Origin of the sequence: Paracoccus sp. 22332 (genome assembly GCF_052045125.1) — a bacterium.
Lineage (GTDB): Bacteria > Pseudomonadota > Alphaproteobacteria > Rhodobacterales > Rhodobacteraceae > Paracoccus > Paracoccus haematequi_A.
The window spans coordinates 37,217-62,858 of record NZ_JBQEOI010000004.1; the positions used below are offsets into that span (position 1 = coordinate 37,217).

The 25,642-nt window shown below is 69.7% G+C and carries 17 protein-coding genes; 3 read left to right on the forward strand and 14 right to left on the reverse strand.

Translation table 11 applies throughout. The annotated features are described in order from the left end of the window. Positions 1-8: 8 nt before the first annotated feature. From ACTJI6_RS06000 to ACTJI6_RS06035, 8 genes are all read right to left on the reverse strand, one after another. Positions 9-2,291, reverse strand: coding sequence for a glycosyltransferase (locus ACTJI6_RS06000; protein WP_440798730.1), 2,283 nt, complete (start codon positions 2,289-2,291; stop codon positions 9-11). Further along, the gene (locus ACTJI6_RS06005; protein ID WP_440798732.1) at positions 2,288-3,382 is read right to left on the reverse strand and encodes a zinc-binding dehydrogenase; all 1,095 of its coding nucleotides are present in this window, start codon (positions 3,380-3,382) and stop codon (positions 2,288-2,290) included. The genes ACTJI6_RS06000 and ACTJI6_RS06005 overlap by 4 nt, the downstream gene beginning before the upstream one ends. After that, positions 3,372-5,465, reverse strand: a complete 2,094-nt coding sequence (locus ACTJI6_RS06010; protein ID WP_440798734.1) for a glycosyltransferase — start codon at positions 5,463-5,465, stop codon at positions 3,372-3,374. Before ACTJI6_RS06010 ends, ACTJI6_RS06005 begins: the two co-directional genes overlap by 11 nt. Positions 5,466-5,475: 10 nt before the next feature. Beyond that, positions 5,476-7,812, reverse strand: a complete 2,337-nt coding sequence (gene glf / locus ACTJI6_RS06015) for a UDP-galactopyranose mutase (protein WP_440798736.1) — start codon at positions 7,810-7,812, stop codon at positions 5,476-5,478. After that, positions 7,809-8,975: a glycosyltransferase gene (locus ACTJI6_RS06020; RefSeq protein WP_440798738.1), complete on the reverse strand. Its 1,167-nt coding sequence runs from the start codon at positions 8,973-8,975 to the stop codon at positions 7,809-7,811. The genes glf and ACTJI6_RS06020 overlap by 4 nt, the downstream gene beginning before the upstream one ends. 98 nt (positions 8,976-9,073) lie before the next feature. Beyond that, positions 9,074-10,255 carry an acetate/propionate family kinase gene (locus ACTJI6_RS06025; RefSeq protein ID WP_440798740.1) on the reverse strand — a complete coding sequence of 394 codons (1,182 nt, stop codon included), beginning with the start codon at positions 10,253-10,255 and terminating at the stop codon, positions 9,074-9,076. Beyond that, positions 10,252-11,652, reverse strand: coding sequence for a bifunctional enoyl-CoA hydratase/phosphate acetyltransferase (locus tag ACTJI6_RS06030; protein WP_440798742.1), 1,401 nt, complete (start codon positions 11,650-11,652; stop codon positions 10,252-10,254). Before ACTJI6_RS06030 ends, ACTJI6_RS06025 begins: the two co-directional genes overlap by 4 nt. 9 nt (positions 11,653-11,661) lie before the next feature. Beyond that, complete coding sequence (locus ACTJI6_RS06035; protein WP_440799140.1) at positions 11,662-13,413, reverse strand: PHA/PHB synthase family protein; 1,752 nt, start codon at positions 13,411-13,413, stop codon at positions 11,662-11,664. Between the two features lie 176 nt (positions 13,414-13,589). Between ACTJI6_RS06035 and ACTJI6_RS06040 the strand changes: the two genes are divergently transcribed. Both ACTJI6_RS06040 and ACTJI6_RS06045 read left to right on the forward strand, forming a co-directional pair. Beyond that, positions 13,590-13,907 (forward strand): hypothetical protein, encoded by a 318-nt coding sequence (locus tag ACTJI6_RS06040; RefSeq protein ID WP_440798744.1) that lies wholly within the window; start codon positions 13,590-13,592, stop codon positions 13,905-13,907. Positions 13,908-13,989: 82 nt separating this feature from the next. After that, positions 13,990-16,653 (forward strand): cation-transporting P-type ATPase, encoded by a 2,664-nt coding sequence (locus ACTJI6_RS06045; RefSeq protein ID WP_440798746.1) that lies wholly within the window; start codon positions 13,990-13,992, stop codon positions 16,651-16,653. Positions 16,654-16,678: 25 nt separating this feature from the next. Here the strand turns inward: ACTJI6_RS06045 and ACTJI6_RS06050 are convergent, their stop codons facing one another. The 6 genes from ACTJI6_RS06050 to ACTJI6_RS06075 form a co-directional block, all read right to left on the reverse strand. Next, positions 16,679-18,937, reverse strand: coding sequence for an FdhF/YdeP family oxidoreductase (locus ACTJI6_RS06050; RefSeq protein WP_440798748.1), 2,259 nt, complete (start codon positions 18,935-18,937; stop codon positions 16,679-16,681). Further along, positions 18,934-20,022: a catalase family protein gene (locus ACTJI6_RS06055; protein WP_440798750.1), complete on the reverse strand. Its 1,089-nt coding sequence runs from the start codon at positions 20,020-20,022 to the stop codon at positions 18,934-18,936. Before ACTJI6_RS06055 ends, ACTJI6_RS06050 begins: the two co-directional genes overlap by 4 nt. 87 nt (positions 20,023-20,109) lie before the next feature. Then, positions 20,110-22,311 (reverse strand): PAS-domain containing protein, encoded by a 2,202-nt coding sequence (locus ACTJI6_RS06060; RefSeq protein WP_440798752.1) that lies wholly within the window; start codon positions 22,309-22,311, stop codon positions 20,110-20,112. Then, on the reverse strand, positions 22,311-23,498 hold the full coding sequence (locus tag ACTJI6_RS06065; protein WP_440798754.1) for an FIST N-terminal domain-containing protein: 1,188 nt from the start codon (positions 23,496-23,498) through the stop codon (positions 22,311-22,313). Before ACTJI6_RS06065 ends, ACTJI6_RS06060 begins: the two co-directional genes overlap by 1 nt. 38 nt (positions 23,499-23,536) lie before the next feature. Continuing rightward, positions 23,537-24,211 carry a response regulator gene (locus ACTJI6_RS06070; protein WP_126155412.1) on the reverse strand — a complete coding sequence of 225 codons (675 nt, stop codon included), beginning with the start codon at positions 24,209-24,211 and terminating at the stop codon, positions 23,537-23,539. A 24-nt stretch (positions 24,212-24,235) separates the two neighbouring features. Next, the gene (locus ACTJI6_RS06075) at positions 24,236-24,817 is read right to left on the reverse strand and encodes a rhodanese-like domain-containing protein (RefSeq protein WP_440798756.1); all 582 of its coding nucleotides are present in this window, start codon (positions 24,815-24,817) and stop codon (positions 24,236-24,238) included. A gap of 142 nt (positions 24,818-24,959) precedes the next feature. On the opposite strand from ACTJI6_RS06075, the gene pedF reads away from it, so the two are divergent. Then, the gene (gene pedF / locus ACTJI6_RS06080) at positions 24,960-25,631 is read left to right on the forward strand and encodes a cytochrome c-550 PedF (protein WP_126155414.1); all 672 of its coding nucleotides are present in this window, start codon (positions 24,960-24,962) and stop codon (positions 25,629-25,631) included. The last annotated feature ends 11 nt before the right edge of the window (positions 25,632-25,642 follow it).

Below are 25,642 nucleotides of genomic sequence, written 5' to 3' on the forward strand. Positions count from 1 at the left end.
GGGGTTCCCTAGCCCAGCCCGACATGGCGCAGGGCAAGTTCCAGCGCCAGGCCCGGTTCGACCCTGCGCGGGCCGCGTCGGGGATCGTGGCCCAGAAGGCCGTTCGGGCACAGCCGGTCGTCGTCCCAGCCGGGATGGTCGGCGATGGGATAGAGGCAAATCCCCTCGACCCGCGCGCCGCGCCTGCGCGCCCGCGCCACCTGATCGCGGACATAGGCGAACCAGGAGGGACGACGCGCGCCCTCGGTTCCGGTTTCCGCGATCATCAGGGGCCGGTCATAGCGGGCCGCGACCTCGACCAGCAGGTCGGACAGCGGGCGATACCAGGGATGGTCCATGTCGATGGGCGGGCCTCCGTGGATCCACTGGTTGTTCCAGTAGTAATTGACGCCGACGATATCCAGGAAGGACGGATCGCCGCCAAGCTGCGGCCACATCCGGCCCGAGATCAGCTCGAACGCCTGGAACTGCGCGTCGTGATAGCCCTGCGCCTCCCACAGGGGGCGGCCGTTATGGGGATCGTGATGGATCGCCAGCAGGGGTTCGGCATGGACGAAGCGGGCGCGCGGATCGACGGCGCGCAACTCCGCCATGGCGGCGATCGAGGCGCGGGCAAGCTGGCATTTCAGCTCGTATCCCCGGCCTGCGGCAAAGGGGTTCAGGTATTGCGCGTCGCCCCCCGCCCAGGCAAAGAAGCTGATCTCGTTCACCGGGCACCAGAAGGGCACGGCATCGGTCAGGTCGCGGTGATGGATGGCCACCGCGCGGGCAAAGCGCGCGAAGCGGTCCACGAAGGCGGGGGTCCAGATGTCCAGGTCGTCGGGCCAGCCGTAATGCAGCAGATCCCAGACGACCTGCGTGCCGGTGTCGCGGGCGGCCTGCATCATCGGGGTCAGGCTAGCGAAATCGTAGCGGCCGGGCGCGGTCTCGATCAGGTGCCAGCGGGCGCCGTCGCGGCAGGCGCGGATGCCCAGGCTCGCCAATTGCCGGTAATCCTGCGCGGCATGGCTGTCATGCCCGACCGAGGCGATCACGTCCAGCCGCCGCCCCGACCGCAGCCGGTGGGTCGATGCCTCCCACCCGCCCAGGACGAAGCTGTCAAAGGTTTCGGGCGGCGGCGCGGCGGGGCGTTCGGCCAGCACCGCGTCGAAAAGCGCGCGCCATTGCGGCACCACCACGGCGGCGGAATAGGTGGCGTGGACATGCGCCCGCAGCGCCGCCCCCAGCCGCCCGCGCAGGGGCGCGTCGTCCAGCAGGCGCAGCATGGCATCGGCCACGGCGGCGGGATCCTCATGCGGGACGAACAGCCCGCTGGACCCGTCAGCGATCTGCTGCAAGGCGCCGTTGTCCGGGGTGGCGATGACCGGCAGGCCCGCCGCGCCGGCCTCGGCGATGACATGAGGCATACCTTCGCCGCGCGACAGCCAGCAGAAGATGTCCATGGCCGCCAGCAGGTCCGGCACGTCCTTGCGGTTGCCGGTGAAGACGATGCGCTGGCCCAGCGGTTCGGCCATGCGGCGCAGGTCGTCGGCATAGTCGGGCATAAAGGCGTCGGGCCCGCCCACCACGACGAAACGCGCCCGAGGCGCCAGCGAGGCCACGCGCAGGGCGGCCGCGATGAAATCCTCGACATGCTTCTTGCGGTCCAGGCGGCCGACCCAGCCGATCAGGATCTCGTCCGGCGCCACGCCAAGCGCCGCGCGCATCGGGGCGCGGACATCGGTGCGGAACTCGTCCAAATCCACCATCGAGGGGATTTCCAGCGCATCCCCCGTCCGATCGGGCATCTTCGATGCCGCCGCCGCGCGGATGCTGTCGCAGACGCCGACATAGCGGGCGGTGAAATGCTTCGGCCCGGCCAGGGCCTCGGAGACCAGCCCGCCATGTTCGATCAGCGGCGGGCGCAGCGCCATGCGTTCCAGTGCCGGATAGATGTCGGCGACGTTCTGGCAGGACACCACCACATCCGCCCCCGCCAGCCTGCGGCGCAGATAGTCCACGGTCTCCTCGAACCCCAGGCCATAGGGGGTGGTATCGACCTGCACGCCCAGTTCGGCAAGCTGGTCATGGGTCTGGTGCGGCATCCCCTCTTTCCGGAAGCAGGGAATGACGGTGATGCGATATCGGTCGCGCGGCAGGTTGCGGGCCAGCAGGCGGATCTCGGTTTCTTCGCCGCCGACGACCAGCCAGGCCATCACGAAGGTGATGCGGATCAGGTCGTGGCCGTCATGCGGCTGCGGAAAGACCTCGGGCGGGATGACGCCCCAGGCGAGGGTGTCGTCCGCGCTCATGTCTGGAACACGACTTGCAGGAAATCGGGACGCTCGGTGACCAGGCGGCGCAGGAAATCCGGGGCCTGGTCATAGGGCACCACATGGGTGATCATGTGCTGCCGGATCAGATCGCCCTCGGCCCCCAGCAGGCGCAGGGTTTCCTGCGCCAGCCGCCGCTGGTCCCAGGCATGGGCCACCGGGCGCGGCATCCGGTTGATCTGCGCGCAGCGGATCGACAACCCGTTGTGGTGGAACTCCTCTCCCAGACGCGCGCCGTCCAGGCCGCCCTGATAGAAGGCCAGGTCGATCACCGTGCCCTGCGGGCGAAGGGCTTGCAGGCAGCGGTGCAGGCTGTCGGACCGGGCGCGGGTCTGGAAGACGTATTCCGCGCCCCGACCGCCGACCTTGTGGTGCCAGGTCTTCGCGTGGCGCACCGCGTCGTCCTCGGCCAGGGCGGTGAAGCCCATGCGGCGGGCGATGTCCTGCCGGAAGGGCGAGGGGTCCACGACGACGATTTCCGAAGCCCCCGCCTGCCGGGCGAACAGCGCGCAGAACAGCCCCACGGTGCCGCCGCCCCAGACCAGCACCGGACGGCCCTGCACCCCCGCGCCCAGAAACGGGACCGCCGCGCCGAACTGGTCGGCATCGGCGTGCAGCAGGCCGTTGGCCGCGATCGGTCCCATCTGCGCCACGAAAATGCCCAGGATCGGATCCATGCCGTCGGGCAGCGTCAGCAGCAGATCATGGGCCGGATCGGCCGTGTGGCCGGTCTTGTGGCCGAAGGTGGTGGCGACCACGTCGCCGGGCGCGAATCCCGGCGCGCGGGCGTCGGTGACGCGGGCGGCTTCCATGTAACCCAGGAAATTGACGGGGAAATGCGCGGACGGCTCTCCGGGGATGAACAGCCCCCGACCGTCGTCCCAGCGGCTGTGCAGATAGGGGTTGGTGCCCTTCAGGAAGGTCAGCTCGGTCCCCGCCGACAGGCCGGTATACAGCAGCTCCAGTCGCACCTGCCCGTCGCCCGCCGGCCCTTCGTCATAGCCGAAGAAATAAGGCTCATGAGGACGTTCGATGCCCAGGGACCGGATATGGCGATGCTCATGCGGCATGGTCGGGGCTTTGCGCAGAGGTTTGACGAAAGATCGGCTGCGGGTCAGCCCGCAGCCCCTCCATCTTCACAAGGGCGCCGTCGCGGGCGGATTGCGCGACCGCAAGCGCCACGCGGTGGGTGATCAAGGCTTCGCCGTAAGGGCAGCGGATGCGGTTCTCGCGGCCCTGCACGGCCTCGATGAAATCGCGGTCCTCGCGCCAGACGGGATCGCCCTGGGCATGGCGCAGGGGGCGGCCCTGGCCCACATCGACCATCAGGTCGTGGTCGCTGATTTCCAGGGCCATGCCGTCGGCGAAGACATGCAGGCCGACGCGGTGGTTCCAGCGCAGCAGGCAGGTGGCCGACAGGTTGGCGATAGCCCCGCTGGCGAAACGCAGCGTGGCGGCGGTGGCGGTGGGCACGGTCAGCCCGGCGAAATCGTCGCGGTCGCGGCGGGCGGACATGGCGAAGACCTCGGTCACGTCGCCCGCCAGAAAGCGCGCGGCGTCGATCACATGGGTGGCCTGTTCGACCACCTGCCCGCCGCTTTTGTCGTCATGCCACCACCATTGCGGAGGCGGCGTCTGGTCCAGCCAGAAGCCCTGGATCAGATGCGGCGCGTTCCGGGCCAGGTGGCCGCGCGCCTCGTCCATGGTGTCCAGATAGCGCCAGTGGTATCCGACGGCGGTGATCAGGCCCGCGGCCTCGACCTGGGCGGCGATGTCCTGGGCCAGCGCCACGTCCAGAGAGATCGGCTTTTCCACGAAGAACGGCAGGCCCTTGTCGATGCAGGCCCGTTCCGGCGCGCCATGGGCGAAGGGCGGCACGCAGATGAACACGGCGTCCAGATCCTCGGCCGCCAGCATCGCGTCGTGATCGGCATAGGCCACCGCGCCGGTATCGCGCGCCGCCTGGGCCGCGCGGTCCCGGTCGGGGTCGCACAGGGCGACGATATGCACGTCCTCCATGGTTCGCAGGACGCCGAAATGGCGATGGGCAATGCCGCCCGCGCCGATGAAGCCCAGTCTTGTCTTGGTCATTCCGTCCTCGTTTCGCTGCCGCAGCACGCGGCGGTAAACCTGCATCGTATCGGCCGCCATGCGGGCGGCGGTGAAATGCCGGGTCCAGCGGTCGCGCCCGCCCCGCGCCACCGCCTCGCGGCCCGGCCGGTCGGTCAGCGCCTGCGCCACCGCATCGGCCAGCGGCCGCGACCGGCGCGGCGGAACCAGCCAGGGATGATCTGGACCCAGGGCCTCGGCCGATCCGGGGACATCGGTGGCGACCACCGGCAGGCCGATGGACATGGCCTCCAGCAGGACCAGCGGCAGCCCCTCGAAGCCCGAGGGCAGGACCAGCAGATCGGACGCCGCCATCAGCGCGGCCACGTCGTCGCGCCGTCCCAGGATAGCCAGACTGTCGCCCAGGCCCAGGCGCGCGGCCCAGCGGGTCAGGCAGGGATCGCCCGGTTCGGGACCGGCCAGATCCAACCGCGCGGGAATGCCCCGCCGATGCAGCCGGGCCAGGGCGATCAGCAGGGTGCGGTGCAGCTTTTGCGGGGCGAAGCGGCCCACGCATAACAGCCGCATCCCGTCGCCGCCCTGGTAAGGGACGGGGGGCGGGGCGGTTCCGTTCGGCACGGCATGGACCGGCAGGTCGGCCCGCGCCATCCCGTCAAGCGCCGCCCGCCAGCCCCGGCCCGCCGCCTGGGACACGGCGATGACCGCATCCAGGTCGCGGCTGGCCTGGGCATAGGCGTCGATCTGGCCGCCATCGGTCAGAAGCCAGGGCAGATGTTCGGTGCGGATCACCGCCCTGCCCGCCTGAGCGGCGGCGGCGACAAGGTCGTGGCCTTCCCAGCCGATGCCCGCATGGATATGCACGATCCGGGCCGGTGATGCCGCGATCATCGGCCCGGCATCCCGCGGATCGAAGACCTGCGCCGGAACGCCGCGATCCGCCGCCCGCGCTGCAAGGGCGCGGCCCGCCGGATGGTCGGGAAACCCCAGGAAGGCCATGCCGGGCGGCAGGTTCGCGGCCAGGGTCAGCATGTGTTCGCCAAGGCCCGAAGGTTCAGGACTGTCGGTCAGCAGCAGGCAGCGCATCAGGCGGCGGTCATGCCAGGGGCGCCATCGCGGCAGTCCCGGCCTGCCGTGTGGTCAGCCGCCGGTGGATCGCCAAAGCCTGCCCGACCACCTGGTCCATGTTGTAATAGCGATAGCTGCCCAGCCGCCCTGCGAAGATCACGTTCGGCTCGGCCGCCGCCAGGGCGTCATAGCGGCGGAACAGTTCGTGGTTCTCGGGCCGGGGGATGGGATAATAGGGATCGCCCTCGGCCGACGGGTATTCGTAGCTGATCGAGGTCTTGGCGTGGCGTTGGCCGGTCAGGTGCTTGTATTCGGTGATCCGGGTATAAGGCACGTCCTCGGACGGGAAGTTCACGACGCCGACCGGCTGGAACCGGGCCTGGTCCAGCGTCTCATGCACGAATTGCAGGCTGCGATAGGGCAGCGTGCCGAAGCGGTGCCCGAAATAGGCGTCGATCGGCCCGGTATAGACGGTCAGCGCGCCGCGGTCGGACGGTTCCAGGTCGTGAAAATCGGTGCCTAGGGCCAGATCGATTCCCGGATGGTCCAGCATCCGTTCGAACATCCGGGTATAGCCTTCCCTGGGCATGGCCTGGTGCTTGTCGGTGAAATAGCGGTCGTCGGTATTGGTCCGCGTCGGCACCCGCGCCGTCACCGACTTGTCCAGTTGCGACGGATCAAGCCCCCATTGCTTGCGCGTATAGCCTTGGAAAAAGGTTTCATACAAATCCGTGCCGATGGCGTTCACCACCACGTCGCGCGAGGTGCGGATCTTGTCCATCGGCTGCGCCTGCCGGGCCAGGAAAGCCTGCGCCTCGGCCTCGGACCGCATGTCCAGGTCATAAAGCGCGTTCAGCGTGTCGCGGTTGATCGGCATCGGCACCGACTTGTCGCCCACCCGCGCCAGCACGCGGTGTTCATAGGGGCGCCATTCGGTGAACCGGCCCAGCCAGTCGAACACGTCGTCGCTGTTGGTATGGAAGATATGCGGGCCATAGCGGTGGATCAGGATCCCGGCCGCGTCCAGGCAGTCGAAGGCATTGCCCGCCACATGATCGCGCCGGTCGGCCAGCAGCACGCGCTTGCCCGACACTTCGGCGAATTGCCGCGCCAGGACCGATCCGGCGAAACCCGCGCCGCAGATGGTCACGTCGTATTTGCGGACGCCGCGCCGGATCCGGGGGGCGGACAGGCTGATGACGACCTGCGGGCCATGCCGCCTGCGCGCGGCCGCCGCGTCCAGAAGCGTCCGCATCTGCCGGAAGGTATTGTCCCAGCTGAGATCGGCCAGCAGCCGGTCGGCCTGGTCGCGCCATCCGGGGCGGCCCTTGGCGGCCAGGGCTTCCTCGCAGGCGCGCACGAAGCCCTCGGCATCCGCCGCGATACGGACTGACGCCAGATCGCCGTAATGGCGCACCACGTCCCGCACCGGGGTCGACACGACCTGCACGCCCCCCGCCAGATATTCCGGCGTCTTGGTGGGGGAAATGAAGCGCGTCGCCTGGTTCATGGCAAAGGGCATCAGCGCCACGTCCCAGCCCGACAGATAGGCGGGCAACTGGTCGTAACCGCGCTGCCCCAGCCAGTGGAGGTTGGGCGCGCGGGGCAGATCCTCGGGTCCGATCTTGGCCAGGGGTCCGATCATCACCACCGACCAGTCGGGATGGGCCGCAGCCAGGGCCGCGACCAGCGACAGATCCAGCCGTTCGTCGATCACCCCGTAATAGCCCAGTCGCGGGCCGGGCAGCCCCGCCTGATCCGCAGGTTCCTGCCCGGCGCTGCGCGCGCGGGCGAAATGGGTGGTGTCCACCGACGACGGAAAGGGATGGATGTTGGCATGCCGCCCGGCCTTGGCCTCATAGATGGAATGGCCGCCCGTGAAGACCACATCCGCCGCCGCCATCAGCGCGGTCTCGTTCGCGGCCAGGTCCGGCGGCGCGAAGCGGAAGGCGGACAGTTCGTCCATGCAGTCATAGACCACCACCGCCGCCTCGACATGGGCGGCGATGGGCCACATCATCGGCGTATAGAACCACAGCACCGGGCGGTGGATCCCGGCCACGCCCATCATCTGGTCCAGCAGCTGCGTCAGCGCGCGGGCCTGATCCTCGGGCGCCCAGGCGGCGGGGACGCGGGGGCGGATCGCCTGGACGGCGGTGCCGGGAAAGGCGTGGAATTCCAGATAGGGCAAGTGATGATCGGTGGGGATCGCCTCTTCCCAGAAGAACAACCGGTGGCTTTCGGCAAAGCGCGACATCAGGTGCTGCGGACGCTGGCAGACGAAATCCCAGCGAAGATGCGAAAAGCAGATCAGCACGGGCCGGGCCGCAAGCGCGAAGGGCGTCAGGGGGTTCGCGTCGTTCATGGCACCGTCCTTGCGTTGCGGATTTCGGTCAGTTTTTCGGAAAGCACCGCCATGCTGGGCTGCCATCCCCATCGGGACAGCGCCACATCGCGGGGGTCGTAACGGGCATGGTCGCGCAGCAGCCTGTCCAGGGCCTCGGCGAAATCGGCGCCCTCATGGGCGGCGATGCCGGTTTCCGGCGTAACGAATTGCAACCCGCAGGACAGCCGCGCATTGGCCAGCACCGGCAGGCCCGCCAGCTGGTATTCGGTCAGGATCGCGGGCGCGCCGTCGTCCACGCCGCAGACGACGCCGACGCGGGCGCGGTTGATCTGGCGGTTCACCTCGGCATGGGGCACGCCGGGGGGACCGACGATCTCCAGATCCAGCCCCTCGCGCGCGGCGCGGTCGCGGAATTCGCCGGTCTGGTGGCCATAGCCCACCACCAGCAGCCCCCGCGTGCCGGGGCGGCGCGCCATGGCGTCGAACAGGATGTCGTGACGCTTGTAGGGCTGGGCGCAGGCCACATAGACCACGTCCCGGTCCTTGTCGGCGCCGGTGGGAAAGAAGGTCTGCCCGGATGCGAAGGCCGGGCCAATGGGCAGGACCAGCGTGCGCGCGCCGGGAATGCGCGCCTGTATGTCGCGCGACTGCCAGTCGGCGCCGGTCAGGAACAGGTCGAAGCGCGCCGCCAGATCGTCGGAAATGCGCAGCGCCGGCGCATCGATCGAGTTATAGATCTTCAGCGACCCCGCGCAGGCCTCCAGCAGGGCCGCATCCACCCCCAGACCCCAGACGCACAGGACATCCGGGGCACCGACCGTGCGGATGAAATCCACCGCATCGGCCGAGGCATGGGGGGCGGGACCGTCGGCGCGAAAGACCCGGCGGGTCAGGGCCGGATTGGCGGGATCGGGCGTGCCATCCGGCAGCCCCCTGTCGCGGTCTGATTCCCCGTCCCGGCCCGCAAAGGACCAGATCTCGGCGTGATCGACCAGACCGCTGGCCACCGCCGAAAGGGGCAGCCGCTCCAGATAACCGCCGCTGACCTCGATTGCTTCCGGGCGAGACCGTCCAGCCGGAGAGCGCGCGGCGGACCAGAAACCGGGATGGGCCGGAACTGCGGGAATGCTGGGCGGAACCTGCGAGCAGTAATCGGAAATCGCAGCGATCCAGCCCGGCATGTTCCACCCCAAAGAAGCTTGGGGTAACAACCCGGCCCGGGGAAGGTTTCATTGATCTTTATTAGCGAACCCCGCGCCCCGGAAGGGGCCGTCGATCCCTAGGACGCGCCCCGCCGGGCCAGCAGGTCCAAGGCCTCCTCGGCGATGACCTGTTCCTCGTCTGGGGGGATGACCAGGGCGGCGATGCGGCTGGCGACGGTGCTGATCCGGCGGGCATTCGCCGCGTTGGCGGCGGGGTCCAGATCCAGGCCGAGCCAGGCCAGCCGTTCGCAGACCGCCGCGCGGATCCGGGGCTGATGCTCGCCGATGCCGGCGGTGAAGACCAGGGCGTCGATGCCGCCCATCGTCGCGGCCAGGCGCGCGGCCTCTCCGGCGATGCGCAGGCAGAACAGGGCGATGGCCTCGGCGGCTTCGGGGCGGTCGCTGTCCAGCAGCTCGCGGCTGTCGGCATCGATGCCCGAGACGCCCAGCAACCCGCTTTCGTGATAGAGGGTGCGCTCGACCCGCTCCAGGCTCCAGCCCATCGGTCCCAGCAGGTGCAGCACAACGCCCGGATCCAGGGCGCCGCAGCGGGTCGCCATGGGGATCCCGTCCAGCGTCGAAAATCCCATCGAACTGTCGCGGCTGACGCCCCCCTGCATCGCGCAGAGGCTGGCGCCGCTGCCCAGATGCGCCGCCACCACGCGGGCGTCGGGCGGCAGGTCGTGCAGCGCCCCGGCGATGTGGCGATAGGACAGGCCGTGGAAGCCATAGCGGCGGATGCCCGCGTCGTGCAGCGCGCGCGGGATCGCAAGGCGGCGGGCCAGCGGATCCTGGCTGGCATGGAAGGCCGTGTCGAAGGACGCGGTCTGCAACAGCCCCGGAAACAGCGTCCGCGCCGCCGCGATCAGGCGCAGGCTTTGCGGCTGGTGCAGGGGGGCCAGCCGCGACAGTTGGCCGATCCGCGCCAGGCTGGCTTCGTCGATGCGCGCGGGTCCGGTGAACAGGTCGCCGCCATGGACCACCCGGTGGCCGATCGCCGCAAGGTCCGACAGGTCGACATGCCCGCCCAGCCAGCCAAGCGCCGCGTCCAGGACCGCCGTCATGTCCCCGGCACCGGCATCGGGCAGGCGCTGCGCCAGGTGCCGCCCGTCCAGGGTCAGCCGCACCTCGAACGGGTCGTCGCGAAAGTCGATCACGGCGCGGGCCAGCGGCCGGGGCCGGTCGTCGGCGACGGCGTAGAAGCCCAGCTTCACCGTCGAGGATCCGGCGTTGAAGGTCAGGATCGACGCGCCGCTCATCCCCGGACCTCGGGGGCGGCGCGGCGCGCGACGATCAGCCGGGCCAGGGCGGCCGAAGCGATGCGGGCCGACAGCGGATCGGCGCGGCTGGTCAGCACGATCGGCACCCGCGCGCCCAGCACCAGCCCTGCGGCGGTGGCACCCGCGAAATAGATCAGCTGCTTGGCCAGCATGTTCCCGGCCTCCAGATCCGGGACCAGCAGGATGTCGGCCTGCCCGGCGACCGAGGATGCGATGCCCTTGGTCCGCGCGGCCTCGGGGCTGATGGCGTTGTCGAAGGCCAGCGGGCCGTCGACCAGCCCGCCGGTGATCTGGCCGCGCGCGGCCATCACCGTCAGGGCGGCGGCGTCCAGCGTCGCGGGCATGGCCGGGTTCACGGTCTCTGCCGCCGCCAGCACCGCGACGCGAGGCTGGTCGGCGCCCAGCAGCCGCATCAGGTCGATGGCGTTCTGGGCGATGTCGCGTTTGTGGTCCAGCGTCGGCGCGATGTTGATCGCCGCATCGGTGACGATCACCGGCTTGCCATAGGCGGGCACGTCCATGACATAGGCATGGCTGATCCGCCGCCCGGTGCGCAGCCCGGATTCGCGCGCCACCACCGCGCCCAGAAGCTCGTCCGAATGCAGGCTGCCCTTGACCAGAACCTCGACCCGGCGGGCCACGGCCAGTTCCACCGCGCGGGCTGCGGCGGCGTGGCTGTGTTCCGTCGGCTCGATGGCCATGCCGTCCAGGGACACCCCCGCATCGGCGGCGGCGGCGCGGATCTTTTCCTCGGGTCCGATCAGCAGCGGCTCCAGAAGACCCTCGTCGCGGACCTCGGCGGCGCCCAGGATGGCGGCGCGGGAACAGGGATGGACAATGGCCGCGCGGATCGGCGGCAGGGCGCGCGCCTCGTCGATGAAGGGGGCATAGCGGCTGGCCGGCAGCAGCACCGCCCGGCGGGCGGGCGCGGCGGGCAGGGTCATGTCGGTCGCCGGGGCGATCACGGTCGCGCTGCCCTCCAGCACCCGCTGGCCGCGTTGGTTGACGCACAGCGTGTCAAGCCGCACGATCCGGTCGGGATCGCGCTTTTCCGCGACGCGGACGGTGGCGGTGATGGTGTCGCCCGGCAGGACCGAGGCCAGGAAGCGGGCGGATTGTTCCAGGTGGATCGTGCCCGGTCCGGGCAGGCGCGTGCCCAGCAGGGCCGAGACCATCGCCGCAGTCCACATGCCATGCGCCGCGCTGTGGCCGCAGGGACCGCCCGCCGCGAAGACCGGATCCAGGTTGGCGGGGTTCACGTCGCCCGACACGGCCGCGAACAGCGAGATGTCGTTGACCCCCACGGTGCGGGTGATGGACGCCTGGTCGCCGATCTTCAGCGCGGCGAAGGTGTGGTTCTTCAGGGCCTCGGACAATGCGCGCTCCTATCGCTGGAAGACATGGGTGCCGGGGGCGTCGCCCAGCGGCGGATAGCCCGCCTTGGGGGCGCCCATCGCGGGCGGCGCGGCGGGATCGCCCGACCGCGCGGCCAGCCAGCCCGCCCAGGCGGGCCACCAGGATCCCGCGTCGGGTTCATGGGCGGCAAGCCAGTCGGCCGCCGATACCAGGGCGCCGTCCTGCGGGCGGGTGCCGATGCGGTAATGGCGGCGCGGATGGCCGGGTTCGCTGACGATCCCGGCATTGTGCCCGCCCGAGGTCAGGGCGAAGGTGATCTCGGTATCGGTGAACTGGTGGATCTTGTAGACGGATTTCCAGGGCGCCACATGGTCGCGTTCGGTGCCCACCGCGAAGATCGGGATACGGATGTTCTGCAGGGCGGCGGGGCGGCCCTCGACCATGAAGCGCCCGGCGGCCAGTTCGTTGTCCAGATACAGCCGTTGCAGGTATTCGGAATGCATCCGCCAGGGCATCCGGGTGCTGTCGGCGTTCCAGGCCATCAGGTCGGTCATCGGGCTGCGCTGGCCCATCAGGTAATCGTGGACCAGCCGCGACCAGACCAGGTCGTTCGACCGCAGCAACTGGAACGCCCCCGCCATCTGGTCGTCGGACAGATAGCCCCGGTTCCACATCATGCTGTCCAGGAAATGCATCTGGCTGGCGTCGATGAACAGCGCCAGTTCCCCCGGCTCGGTGAAATCCACCTGCGCCGCCAGCAGCGTCAGCGAGGCCAGCCGGTCCCCGGCCCGCGCGCCCATCGCCGCCGCCGCGATCGCCAGCAGCGTGCCGCCCAGGCAATAGCCCGCCGCATGGACCCGCGTTCCCGGCACGATGGCTTGCACCGCATCCAGCGCCGCCGTCACGCCTTGGCGGCGGTAATCCTCCATCGTCAGGTCGCGGTCCGTGGCGTCGGGATTGCGCCACGAGATGGCGAAGACCGTGAAGCCCTGTCCGACCAGCCAGCGGATCAGCGAGTTTTCGGGCGACAGATCGAGGATATAGTATTTCATGATCCAGGCGGGCACGATCAGCACCAGCTCGGGTCGGACCTGCCCGGTCGACGGCGCGTACTGGATCAGTTCGATCAGGTGGTTGCGGAAGACCACCTTGCCGGGCGTGACGGCGACGGTTTCGCCGGGGCGGAAGGCCTCGGCCCCGGCGGGCGGCTGGCGGTTCAGCAGCCGCACCGCGTCCTCGAGCCAGTTCTGCCAGCCCCGCCACAGGTTCGTCCCGCCGGTTTCCCAGGTCCGGGCCAGAACCTCGGGATTGGTCAGCGGGTTGTTCGAGGGCGAGAACATGTCCAGCCACTGTTTCGCGGCGAAGGACACCACATCCTCGTGATGCTTCATCACGCCCGGCACCTCGTGCGTGGCGTTGTGCAGCCATTGCTGGCCCAGCAGGAATCCCTGCGCCAGGGCCGAGAACGGCATCCGCCCCCAGCCCTCGTGGCGGAAGCGGTTGTCGCCGGGCAGCGGCTGGATCGCGGGCGGCGCCTTGGGGTCGATGGCCGAGGACATCAGCCAGGTCATCAGCCGCCCGGTCTTGCGCGCGCCCTTCCACAGCAGTTCGGCCCGCTTGCCGGGGGCCTGCGCCAGGTGAAAGCCCCAGTCGAAGCCCGCAAGCGCCAGCGATCCGGGCGAGACGCCGCCGGTCAGTTGTCCGCCAAGCGCCTCTCGCATCCGGTCCATGGCCTGGAAGGCGGCAAGGCCCAGGGTGGCATCCTGATCGGCGGCCGGCATCTGCGCGGGGCGCGCGGGGGGGATTGTCTGGTCGGTCATCGCGGTCCTTGGGTGGTTGCGGGTCGCGGAATGGTTTATCCTCTAGCGTAAGGACTGCCAGCCGGTATTGACATGGGTCAAGGTTCCCGGCCGGGCGTGTCCCTATGGTTCAGGCGCTTTCAGACAGGATCATGGATATGAAACACGACAAGACCGCGACGCCGAAGACGGCCGCTTTGCCGGATGTCCCCTGGATGACCAACCTGCCCCAGGTGCTGGCCTGGCCCTTGCGGGTCCAGGACATGCTGTGGCGCGAGACGCTGCTGTCCATCGCCCGGATGGCGGAATTGCGCGCCGATTGCCTGCGGAACCTGGCCCGCGCAGGCACGCCGATGGACGCCGCCGCGATCCAGGGCGAATACGCGCGCAAGTTGCTGGACTTGGCGCAGCAGGACGGCGACCGCCTTGCCCGCGCGGTCAGGGACGCGGCCCCGGCCGCCCGCGAAGCCGCCTGATCCGCGATTCGATGACCTTCCCGGCGCGCCATCGGCGCGCATCGCCGGTCTGAACCCCCTTTTCCAGAACGACGGTGACCCGATGACCGACCCGCGCGCGCCCGAAAACGCCCATGCCCGCCCCGCGGCCGAGATCCTGGCGGCGCTCGACGCCTCGCCCTCGGGCCTGACCGGGGCCGAGGCCGCCGCCCGTCTGGCACGGCACGGCCCGAACAGCCTGCCGGGCGCGCGGCCGCGTCCGGCCATCCTGCGGTTCCTGGCCCAGTTCAACAACGCGCTGATCTATTTCATGCTGGCGGGCGCGGCCGCCGCGCTTGCCCTGTCCCATTACGTCGATGCGGGCGTGATCCTGGCGGTGGTGATCGTCAACGCGGTCGTGGGATTCTTGCAGGAGGGCAAGGCGGAAAGCGCGCTGAACGCCATTCGCGGCATGATCGCCCCGCGCGCCAGCGTGCTGCGCGACGGCCGCCGCGTCAGCGTGGCCGTGGCCGATCTGGTGCCGGGCGACCTGGTGCTGATCGAGGCGGGGGACCGGGTGCCCGCCGACCTGCGCCTGATCGCCGCCCGCAGCCTGCTGATCGACGAGGCGGTGCTGACCGGGGAATCCGTCGCCACGTCGAAATCCACCGATCCGGTGGCCCAAGGCGCGCCGCTGGGCGACCGCCGGTCGATGGCCTTTTCCGGCACCCTGGTCGCCGCCGGACAGGGCAGCGGCGTCGTGACCGCCACCGGCCGGGCCACGGAAATCGGCCATATCAGCGCCCTGCTGGGCCAGGTCGAGACGCTGACCACGCCGCTGCTGCGCCAGATCAACGCCTTCGCGCGGCGCTTCACCATCCTCGCCTTCGTCGGCGCGGCGGCGGTCTTTGCCTTCGCCGTGGCCCTGCGCGGCTATGCCTGGGACGACGCGCTGATGGCGGTGGTGGCCCTGGCCGTGGGCCTGGTCCCCGAGGGGCTGCCCGCCGTCATCACCATCACCCTGGCCATCGGCGTGCAGCGCATGGCCGCCCGCCGCGCCGTGATCCGCCGCCTGCCCGCGGTCGAGACGCTGGGCGCGACCTCGATCATCTGCTCGGACAAGACCGGCACCCTGACCCGCAACGAGATGACCGTGCGCCGGGTGGTCACCGCCGATGGCGTCACGCTGGTCGAGGGCGCGGGCTATGACCCGACCGGCCATGGCTTCGCCCCGGATCCGCTGGCGCGCGATCTGCTGCGGGCGGGGCTTCTGTGCAACGACGCCGAACTGCATCCCGGCGGCTGGACGGTCGAGGGCGACCCGATGGAGGGCGCGCTGATCGCCGCCGCGATCAAGGCCGGGCTGGACCCCGCCGCCGAACGCGCGGGCGGGCGGCTGGACGCCATCCCCTTCGATGCCGAACACCGTTTCATGGCGACCCTGCACGACACGGGCGGCGGCCGCATCCTGCTGGTCAAGGGCGCGCCCGAACGGATCCTGGCGATGTGCGCCGACCAAGCCGCCCCCGCAGGCCCGCAGCCGCTGGACGCCGCCCTGTGGACCGACCGCATCGCCCAGACCGCGCGCGAGGGCGAGCGTGTGCTGGGCTATGCCATGAAGCCGATGCCCGCCGGCACCGCCCGGATCGGATTTCCAGACGTGCAGGACGGGCTGACCTTCCTGGGCATCACCGGCTTCATCGACCCGCCGCGCCCCGAAGCCATCGAGGCCATCGCCGAATGCCGCCGCGCCGGGATCGAGGTGCGGATGATCACCGGCGACCACGCGGAAACCGCAGCCGCCATCGCCCGCCAGCTGGGCTTGGCAAGCGACCCGCAGGTGCTGACCGGCCAGGATCTGGACCGGATCCCTGACGCCGACTTCGCCGCGGCCGTGGCCCGGACCCAGGTCTTTGCCCGCACCAGCCCCGAACACAAGCTGCGCATCGTCCGCGCCCTGCAATCGCGCGGCAATGTCGTCGCCATGACCGGCGACGGGGTGAACGACGCGCCGTCCCTGAAACAGGCCGATGTCGGCATCGCCATGGGCATCAAGGGCACAGAAGCCGCCAAGGAAGCGGCCGAGATCGTTCTGATGGACGACAATTTCGCCTCGATCGTCGCCGCCGTGCGCGAGGGCCGGACCGTCCACGACAATATCCGCAAGGTGATCGCCTGGACCCTGCCCACCAATGGCGGCGAGGCGCTGACGGTCATCACCGCGATCCTGCTGAACTTCGCGCTGCCCATGACGCCCGTGCAGATCCTGTGGGTCAACCTGATCCTAGCCGCGACGCTGGGCCTGGTCTTGGCCTTCGAGCCGACCGAGCCGGGCGTCATGGCCCGCCCGCCGCGCAAGGCCCAAGCCGGGCTGCTGACGCCCTTCATGGTCTGGCGCATCGGCTTCGTGTCGGTGATGTTCATGGCCATCTCGCTGGCGGTGTTCTTCTGGGCCCTGAGCCAGGGCCGCGACATCAAAACCGCGCGAACAATGGTCGTCAACACGCTGGTGGTGCTTGAGATATTCTATCTGTTCAACGTCCGTTACCTGCACATGACCTCGTTCACGCTGACAGGGGTCAAGGGCACCGGCCCGGTGCTGGCGACCATCGCCGTGGTGGCCGCCGGGCAACTGGCCTTCACCTACCTGCCGGTCATGCACCGCATTTTCGAGTCGCGCCCGCTGGGGCTGGCGGACGGCATCGCCATCATCGCCATCGGCGCGCTGTCGCTGGTCGTGCTGGAGATCGAAAAGCACCTGCTGCGCGACAGGTTCGGCGGCGAATGACCCGTCCCGGACAGTCCAGAACGCCCTATGCCTCGATCCGCACCGGGACGCCCTTGTAGGCCGGGGTCTTGGACGCCTGGTCATGCAGGGACAGGGGCACCAGGGGATTGGCCTCGGGGTAATAGGCGGCGATGCAGCCGCGCGGCAGGTCATAGGGTGTGACGCTCAGCCCCTCGACCCGGCGGGTGATCTGGTCGTCGACGGCCGTCACCAGGGCCACCCGCTGACCTTCGGCCAGACCGGCGCGCTCCATGTCGGCGCGCGACACCAGGACGATCATCCGGTCGCCTTTCAGCCCCCGCAGCCGGTCGGAAAAGCCATAGATCGTGGTGTTGAACTGGTCGTTCGACCGCAGCGTGATCAGCGTGAAGGCGCCCTCGGCCGGATCGCCGCCAAGCGCGGACAGATCGGCCGGAAGGGTGAATTCCGCCTTGCCGCTGTCGGTTTCCCAATCGCGTTCGCGGGCCGAATTGCCGCGATAGAAGCCGCCGGGTTCGTTCATCCGCGCGTTGAAGTCGGCGAACTGATCGGGATAGGTCTCCTCGATCAGGTCGCGGATGCGGGCATAGTCGGCCACCCAGTCGTCCCATGCGACGCGCGGATTGGGCGGCAGCGTCGCCTTGGCGATGCCCGCGACGATGGCGGTTTCCGACAGCAGATGCCGCGAGGCCGGGGGTCGCCTGCCGATGGAACCGTGGATGTGGCTGAGGCTGTCCTCCATCGTCACGGTCTGCGGGCCGGATTTCTGCCGGTCGCGTTCCGCCCGGACCAGGCAGGGCAGCAGCCAGGCCCCCGGTCCCGCCAGCACATGCGTCCGGTTCAGCCGGGTGGCGATCTGCACGTTCAGGTCCAGCGTGGCCCAGGCAGGCTCGGTGCGGGTCAGGTCGGGGCTTGCCCGGCCGAAATTTCCTCCCAGGCTGACAAAGCCCCGGACGGTGCCGTCGATCAGGCCCTGGGCCACCTCGACCGTGGTCATGCCGGTGTCGCGGGGCGGGTCGAAGTCGAACATCCGCGCCAGCCTGTCCAGCGGCACCAGTTCCGGCTTTTCCGAGATGCCGACCGTCCGCTGGCCCTGGACGTTGGAATGGCCGCGCACCGGACAGATGCCCGCGCCCTGGCGGCCGATATGGCCGCCCATCAGCAGCAGGTTGACCAGCATCCCGACGCTGTCGCCGCCATGGACATGCTGGGTCAGGCCCATGCCATAGATGCCGATCACCCGCTTGGAGCGCGCGAACAGTTCCGCCACCTCGACCAGATCGGTCCGAGACAGGCCCGAGGTCGCCTGGATCCGGTCCCAGGACAGGCCGCGGATCCAGGCCTCGAACGGATCGAAATCGTGGCAATGCCGGGCGATGAAGTCGCGGTCCAGGGCGCCGATGTCGAACAGGTGCTTGCAGATGCCGGCGATGGCCGCGATGTCGCCGCCGGGGCGCAGTTGCAGATACAGATCTGACACCGGCGTGGCACGCCCGGTCAGCATCTGTGCCGGATCCTGGGGGTTCATGAATTCGACCAGCCCGCGTTCGCGCACCGGGTTGAAGGTGACGATCTTGCAACCCCGCCGGATGGCCTGCTGGATCGGGTGCAGAAAGCGCGGGCTGTTCGATCCAGTGTTCTGGCCGAAGAACAGCATCAGGTCGCAATGGTCGAAATCGTCCAGCACGCAGGTTCCGACCGGCGCGCCGATGGCGCGCTTCAACGCGACGCTCGTCGTCTCGTGGCACATGTTGGAACTGTCGGGCAGGTTGTTGTGCCCATAGAGCCGCCCGAACAGCGCATAGAGATAGGACGCTTCCAGGCTGGCCTTGCCCGAGGCATAGAAGACCGTCGATTTCGGATCCAGCCCCTGCAACGCCTGGCCGATGGCCGCGAAGGCCTGGTCCCAGGTGGTGCGGACGTAACGGTCGCTGGCGGGGTCGTAGCGCATCGGATGGGTCAGGCGGCCAGCGGCCTCCAGGTCGTGGTCGGACCAGCCCCGCAGCTCGGTCAGGGTATGGCGGGCGAAGAAATCCGGCCCGCAGCGTTTCGGCGTCAGATCCCAGATGGTCGCCTTGGCGCCGTTCTCGCAGAACTCGGCCAGATGCGGGGACGGCGGCTTGGCCCATGCGCAGGACGAACACATGTATCCGCCCGGCTTGTTCTGGCGGCGCAGCGTGTCCAGGACGCCCAGCCGGATGCGGTTCTGGCTGGCATGGCCCAGCACGCTGCGCAGCGACCCCCAGCCCCCGGTCGGATGGTCATAGAAGACGGTCGTCGGATCCTGGTCGCGTTCCTCGGTCATGGCGCGGTCTTTCCTGCGGGGGCGGGTTCGTGGATCGGGCAGCCGTTGAAATCGGCGCGGAAGGCCGAGGACATGCGATAGGGTTCGCGCCGCGCCCGGTTGATCGCGCCCAGCGGGCGATGCGCCTGGATGCCGGTCCAGACGGAAAACCGCATGTGTTCGTCGACCAGATCGGCGGCGTCTTGGGACCAGCCGGTCTGGGCCAGGGCGTGCAGCCGGGCCGCCGTGACAAAGGGCGACAGCGTTTCGTCCCACAGGACCGAGGGATCCTCGACCGGCATCCTGTCCAGGTCGCGGCACAGTTGCACCCGCAGGTTCCAGAGCGCATCGCCTGTCTGCATGTCCGCAGCGACCGTCTCGCGGATGGCGTCGGGGCGGCCCTTGGTGTCGATGATCTGGCCGGTATGGCGGGTCAGGCTGTCGGAGGCCGGTTCCAGCGACAGCTTGGCGATATGGTCGCCGAACCGGAAGGCGGTCTGGGTGAAGTAGGTTTCCCCCAGCGGATGCACGTTCGGCGCCCCGCCCAAGGCCTGCAAGGTAGCGCTTTCGCCGCCCACCGCCTCCAGCGCCTTTTCCGCACCCCGCAACACCGCCGACAGCCCGCGCTTGGCCCATTCCGCGCGATCGGTCGTCCGGGCCAGCAGCTTGAGGTTCTTGAGGAAAGTCGCCGGATCGGGGGCCGAAAAGGCCGGGCCGTTGACGAAGATGAAATCCTGATTCCGGCCTTCGGCGCCGTCCAGGCGTTCCCCCTGGACACCGATGACCTTCAGCGCCAGCCCCCGTGGGACCGAGACGGAATCGGGCAGCAGATCGCTGGGATTGGTGGAAATGCGGATGATCGCCTGATGCCGCCCCGGCCGGGCAAAGATCCCCTGGGCCAGTTCCGGCGGCAGGCCCGGCAGGATCTCCAGCTCGGCCCGGATGATGCCGTGGCTTTTGGCGTGGACGGCGCGGACCGCATGGCCGTAATCCCCTGAGGTGACTTCCAGGATGTCGCGCAGGGTGTCGGACAAATCGCCGATCACCTGCGCCTCGTCTGGGGCGACGGTTTCGACATCGGCGGAATAGCGGACGGCTGGCTGCATGATCGACCCTCTGCGGCTGGCGTGGCACAGGGACAACGGCAGGGCGGGCCAAGCGTTCCGGGCGCCGCGGCCGGGCGGGATCACAAGTCAGGCAATGGCCGGGTTCACGTTGGACAGGAAATGATACAGCGCCTCGGTATCCAGGGGCTTGGGCATCGGGAACAGCCCCATCCGCGCGCAGCGTTCGCGCAAGGCGGGCGAGCGGTCGGCCGAGATGATTCGCGCGGGCCGCCAGCCGAACCGCTTGCGCAGCATCGCCGCCAGATCCAGCCCGTCCACGTCGTCGTTCAACTGATAGTCGATCAACATCGCGTCGGGCACGAAGTCCATCTCGTCGATCAGGGCGATGGCGTCGTCGGGGCCTTCGGCATCCAGCACGGTGATCCCCCAGCCTTCCAGCAGCGCGACCATCGCGCGGCGCAGCTCATGGTCGTTGTCGACCAGCAGGACCAGCAGCCCCGCCCCGGCCAGGGACGGCAGGTGGCGCGGATCGCCGTCGTCCTGGCGCGGCCCCGGATCGGTGGCGGCCAGCGGCACCGTCACGCGAAAGACGCTGCCCCGCCCCGGACGCGACACCAGATCCAGCCCGTGCCCCAGCCGGGCGCAGGCGCGTTCGACGATGGCCAGGCCCAGCCCCATCCCCTCGCTGGCCGAGGCGCGGCGGTGCAGACGGCGGAATTCCTGGAAGATCACCGCGCGGTCCTCGTCGCGGATGCCCGGCCCGCTGTCGCGGATTTCGATGCTGACCCGGTCGGCCCGGCGGCGGGCGCCCACGAAGACCCCGCCCCGGTCGGTATAGCGGATCGCGTTCGAGATCAGGTTCTGCACGATCCGTTGCAGATACAGCCCGTCGCTGATGACATGCGCGCCGGTCGGCCGCACCCGGAAGCGCAGCCCCTTGGCCGCCGCCACCGGCGCAAAGCTGGACGCCAGCGAGGCAAGGATGTCGTTCAGCGCCAGATCGCCCTGCTGGATCTGCTCCTCCTCGGTGTCCAGGCGGGAGATGTCCAGCAGCGCCTCGATGATGCGCTCGACATTGGTCAGCGCCTCGCCCGCCTTCTGGACATTGGCGTTGGTCCCGGCGGCATCGGCGGCCGACAGATACAGCTTGGCCGCCGACAGGGGTTGCAGCAGGTCGTGGCTGGCCGCCGCCACGAAGCGCGATTTCGACGCGTTCGACCGTTCCGCCCGCGCCAGAGCGTCGCGCAGTTCATCGGTGCGTGCGGCGACGCGGGCCTCCAGCTCCTCGTTCGCGCGGGCCAGGCGGCGCAGGGCGTCGCGTTCGGCGGTCACGTCGGTCAGCGACACGACGAAGCCGTCGTCCGGCAGGCGTTGGGCAAAGCCGTCCAGCGTCAGCGTGCCACCCTGCTGGACCAGTTCGAAGAACAGCGCCTCGGGCGCCGCGCGGTCCTGCATCCAGCCCGCGATCCGCGCGGCGGATTCGCCGTCCGCCAGCCGGAAGGATTGCAGCAGCAGGTCGGTGACGCGCTGGAACCGCGTGCCCAGCGTGAAGGTCTGCGGCGGCAGCGCGGTCAGGATGCGGAACCGCCGGTTCCAGCCCGCCAGCAGCCCCTGCGCGTCGAAGATCGCCACCCCCTGGGCCAGATGATCCAGCGTGGCGCGGATGATGCGGCCCTGGTTGTCCAGCAGCCGCTCGCGCTGTTCGCGTTCGGCGCGCATCAGGTCGGACACGTCGGTCTGGACGATGGCGGTGCCGGAATTGGCGGTGCGGTGTTCCGAGACCTGCATCCAGCGGTCGTCGGTCAGCGCCAGGTTGAAGATCACATGATCGCGCCGGTGCCGCCGCATCCGTGTCGCGGCCCAGTCCTCGGGCGTGTGGCCCGAGGGCAGGCGCAGCATGGGCGACCGGCTGACGACGCGGATATAGTCGGCAAAGCGCATCCCCGGATGCAGCGCGGCGCGCACATCGGGCATCTGCCAGCAGAACCGGCCGTTGAACAGCAGCAGCACGTCGTCGACGCCGAACAGGGCAAAGCCTTCCTGGACGGCCTCGATGGCGCTGGCCAGATCGCGGCGCGCGGATTCGATCTGGGCATTCGCGGCCGACAGCTTGGCGTTGGATTCGTTCAGCAGCCGCAGCGCGCGTTCCAGTTCGCCGGTCCGGCGGCGGACCTGATCCTCCAGCACCACGGCGCGTTCGAACTGCGAATAGGCGGCGCCGTCCCGGTCGGTCTGGGTTTCCACCCGCCGCATCAGCACCGCGCTGATCTTTTTCAGCCGGGCGATCTGGACATCCAGCGGCTCGGCCGGATCGACAAGGTTGTCCATCAGCGGTCCCCTTCGGGCGCATAGATGGCGACGCCGGTCATGGTCAGGTTCACATGCATCGCCCCGAACTGTTCGCCATAGGTCGAAAAGCCGGTGACGTTGTGGCGCGCCAGAACCTGCGACACCTCGCGGGTCTGCTGTTTCTGCTGCGCCTCGATCCGGCGCAGGATGCAGTCGCAGGCCAGGATGCTGTCCACCGGCCCGGCGTCGGCCAGCCGCGCCAGGTTCGATTCCAGCGACCGGGCGATGTCGCGGGGCGTGGCCAGCGTCAGCACCACGCCTTCGTCTATGGCGGAAAAGAACACCAGGTCGGTGCCGTTCTCGACCCGCTGGATGGACCGGACGTGATAGCGCCCGCCGACCCGCACGACCAGCGGATGGGCGGCGAAGGTGAAGGGATCCAGCTGCCCGGCGGGCTTGCCCAGCAGGCGCGCGTATTCGACGGCGGCGGGGGCGGCGTTGATCTCGCACACGCGGCGCTGCGCGGGATCGGCGCCGGTCACGACCATCTGGCCCGCCCCCGCGTCCAGGTGATCGAAGCTGAAGACCCGGATCGGGCAGCGGGTGCGCAGGAAGGTCAGCAGCGCCGCATTGGTGCGGACCCGCGCGCCCTGGGCCAGGTAGCTTTGCCCGAAGCGCGTCCCGTCCCCCGCCGATCCGCCGAACAGGGGCACCGGGCCAAGCCCATGTCCCACCACCGCCATCAGCGCGTCCTCGCGCAGCGTGCTGCCGTCGACCATCAGATAGGCGAATTCGTGCACAAATCCCGGATGGCTTGCGCCCAGCCGCTGGCGGGCGCGGATCATCGCGTCGATCAGGGCGGCAGGCTCGATCCGGTCCAGATCCGGGACGGCGATGGTCTCGGCCGCGAAGTCGCCGGCGGGAAAGCCCACCGCGATGATCCGGTCCTCGACATAGCCGCCGGCGATCTCTCCCGCCGTGGTGCAGCCCAGGACGGGCGTGGCGCCGAAGGCCCGGGCGGCGGCGGCCATGGTCGCCGCGAAATCCGCCGTGGGCGACACGAACAGCAGCGCCAGCGCCAGATCCGGTCCCAGGTCGGACGCCAGGCGCGCCGCCGCGCCGGGATCAGCCGCAGGAGCCTGCGCCCGGCGCAGGATGGCCCCCGCGCGTCCCGTCCTGTCCGCTGCCGCCCGCGCCGGGTCGGCGGCCGGATCCCCTCCATCCATGTCTTTGCCCGTCCGCCCCTATCCAGGCGGAAAGGATGTCACCGCGCGGCAAGGCTGTCAAACCGTGCCGCCTGCGCGGCCAGCACCGCCTGGGTGCGGGTCTGCACGCCCAGCTTGCGCATGATGACGGTGACATGCGCCTTGACCGTCGATTCCGCGATGTCCAGGTCATGGGCGATCTGCTTGTTCAGCTTGCCTTCGGAAATCAGCGACAGGATCCGCGACTGCTGGGCGGTCAGGCTGTCCAGCCGGTCGCGGGTCAGGGCCAGCGGCCGGGCGGCGGCGGGATCGGCGGGGGCAAAGCCCTCGGGCAGATAGATCCCGCCCTGGGCGATGCGGGACAGCGCGTCCTGGAACACCTGCCGCTGGCTGTGCTTGGGCACATAGCCCGAGGCGCCGAATTCGATCGCCGCATTGACGATGGCCGGGCTGGTCAGCGACGACACGATCAGCAGCGCCGCATCGGGCGCGGCCTTGCGCACCTTCAGCAGCCCGTCCAGCCCATCGGCGTCGGGCAGGTTCAGATCCAGGAACACCGCGTCGGGCTGCGGCCCCGCCGCCAGCTGGCGCAGGCAATCGGCGATGGAACTGGTGGTGCGCACGCTGCTGATGCCGCCGACGATCTGAAGCGTGATCGACAGGGCGTCGCAGAACAGCGGGTGATCCTCGACGATCAGGACCGAGGCGATGGGGCGGGGCGGGATCTGGGTCATGGCGGGTGCCCTTGGCGGTTTCGGTCAGTCTAGGACAGCGGGGGCCGCCCCGTCCACGGCGCAAAGGCTGGCGCCCAGCGGCAGCGGTTCGACACGCCGCAAGGGGCGGCCGTCCCCGGCCCAGTCGTCGACGCCGCCGGGATACCAGCCGATCTCCTCATGCCCCAAGGCGGCGATGTGCTGGACGGCATTCCAGCTCATCCAGCAGTCGGTCTTGCAGAACAGCACGATGGGCCGCGTCTTGGGACAACCGGCCAGCGAGGCTTGCAGACCGGCGGCGATGCGCGGGTCGGGTCGTCCCCGGCCGATCTCGGGCAGCCACTGCGCGCCGGGGATCGTGTCATGGGGTTCGGCGACGATCCACGCGCCGTCCGGGGCGATGGCATGGCCCGGCGCCGCCATCGCGTCGATCAGCAGCGCGCCCGCCTCTGCCATCGCCGCCACCGTCCCGGTATCCACCACCCGCCCCCCCGGCACCTGGTCGGGGACCGGGGCGCGATAGGCGCCGATCCGCAGCCCGGTGGCCGGGTCGAAGACCTGTTCGGCCCCGGCGGCAAGCGGCATCAGCGCGATCAGCGCGGCCGGGATCAGGCGCGGCATGTTCATCGCTCCAGCTTTCCACAGCCCCCGCCCGGCCACCAATTCGACCTTCGGCCTAAGACCCCCCGCGTCGGGCCGACCATTGGAGAATTGCCGGAATCCGCCCGCGCTTCGATCCTGTGCCGAACGCGACGAATGGGGAGAACTGATGCGCAACGCGACGATCCTGGCCGGGTTCGGCCTTGTCCTGGGCACGGTGGCGGCGCTTGGCCACGGCGATACCGCCCCGCAGGCGGTGGACACCGCGGGCCTGCCCGAGCTGCCCGCCGAGATGGCGGCCGAGAACCCCTGGCGCGAGGCCGCGCCCGAGGTGCTGTTCAAGGCGGTCGAGGTCGGCGCCAAGGGCTATAACAGCAACTGCGCGCGCTGCCACGGGCTGGAGGCGATCTCGGGCGGGCTGGCGCCGGATCTGCGCTATCTGGAGGCCAACGAGTTCGGCGACGAGTGGTTCCTGGACCGCATCCTGCACGGCTATGAACAGAACGGCGCGGTGAAGATGCCGCCCTTCGAAGGCATCCTGAACCAGCAGGCGATCTGGGCGATCCGCACCTATATCGAAACGCGGGCTGACGATGTCGAGATCGCCGAGCAGCAGGGCAAGCTGACCGAGTTGCGCGACAGGCTGGCCGCCGTGGCCGAGGATCATTCGGCCGCCACCGCGCTTGCGACCGAACTGGCGGCGGCGGGCGAGGGCTTCGAGCCGCTGTCGGGCGCGCCCCGCGCGATCACGCCCTTCGACGAGGCCGCCTGGCAGCTGTCGTCCCAGCCGCCGCATGTGAAGGCGGCCATCGAAACCCTGACCGCCGCCGTGCGGAACTGACGGGACGCGGG

Excerpts from the sequence above, each read along its gene's own strand:
- pedF (WP_126155414.1), top strand. The coding sequence starts at position 24,960 with ATGCGCAACGCGACGATCCTGGCCGGGTTCGGCCTTGTCCTGGGCACG.
- ACTJI6_RS06060 (WP_440798752.1), bottom strand. The coding sequence starts at position 22,311 with ATGGACAACCTTGTCGATCCGGCCGAGCCGCTGGATGTCCAGATCGCC.
- ACTJI6_RS06050 (WP_440798748.1), bottom strand. The coding sequence starts at position 18,937 with ATGACCGAGGAACGCGACCAGGATCCGACGACCGTCTTCTATGACCAT.
- ACTJI6_RS06045 (WP_440798746.1), top strand. The coding sequence starts at position 13,990 with ATGACCGACCCGCGCGCGCCCGAAAACGCCCATGCCCGCCCCGCGGCC.
- ACTJI6_RS06040 (WP_440798744.1), top strand. The coding sequence starts at position 13,590 with ATGAAACACGACAAGACCGCGACGCCGAAGACGGCCGCTTTGCCGGAT.
- ACTJI6_RS06070 (WP_126155412.1), bottom strand. The coding sequence starts at position 24,211 with ATGACCCAGATCCCGCCCCGCCCCATCGCCTCGGTCCTGATCGTCGAG.
- ACTJI6_RS06010 (WP_440798734.1), bottom strand. The coding sequence starts at position 5,465 with ATGCGCTGCCTGCTGCTGACCGACAGTCCTGAACCTTCGGGCCTTGGC.
- ACTJI6_RS06000 (WP_440798730.1), bottom strand. The coding sequence starts at position 2,291 with ATGAGCGCGGACGACACCCTCGCCTGGGGCGTCATCCCGCCCGAGGTC.
- glf (WP_440798736.1), bottom strand. The coding sequence starts at position 7,812 with ATGAACGACGCGAACCCCCTGACGCCCTTCGCGCTTGCGGCCCGGCCC.
- ACTJI6_RS06025 (WP_440798740.1), bottom strand. The coding sequence starts at position 10,255 with ATGAGCGGCGCGTCGATCCTGACCTTCAACGCCGGATCCTCGACGGTG.
- ACTJI6_RS06035 (WP_440799140.1), bottom strand. The coding sequence starts at position 13,413 with ATGCCGGCCGCCGATCAGGATGCCACCCTGGGCCTTGCCGCCTTCCAG.
- ACTJI6_RS06055 (WP_440798750.1), bottom strand. The coding sequence starts at position 20,022 with ATGCAGCCAGCCGTCCGCTATTCCGCCGATGTCGAAACCGTCGCCCCA.
- ACTJI6_RS06005 (WP_440798732.1), bottom strand. The coding sequence starts at position 3,382 with ATGCCGCATGAGCATCGCCATATCCGGTCCCTGGGCATCGAACGTCCT.
- ACTJI6_RS06065 (WP_440798754.1), bottom strand. The coding sequence starts at position 23,498 with ATGGATGGAGGGGATCCGGCCGCCGACCCGGCGCGGGCGGCAGCGGAC.
- ACTJI6_RS06075 (WP_440798756.1), bottom strand. The coding sequence starts at position 24,817 with ATGAACATGCCGCGCCTGATCCCGGCCGCGCTGATCGCGCTGATGCCG.
- ACTJI6_RS06020 (WP_440798738.1), bottom strand. The coding sequence starts at position 8,975 with ATGCCGGGCTGGATCGCTGCGATTTCCGATTACTGCTCGCAGGTTCCG.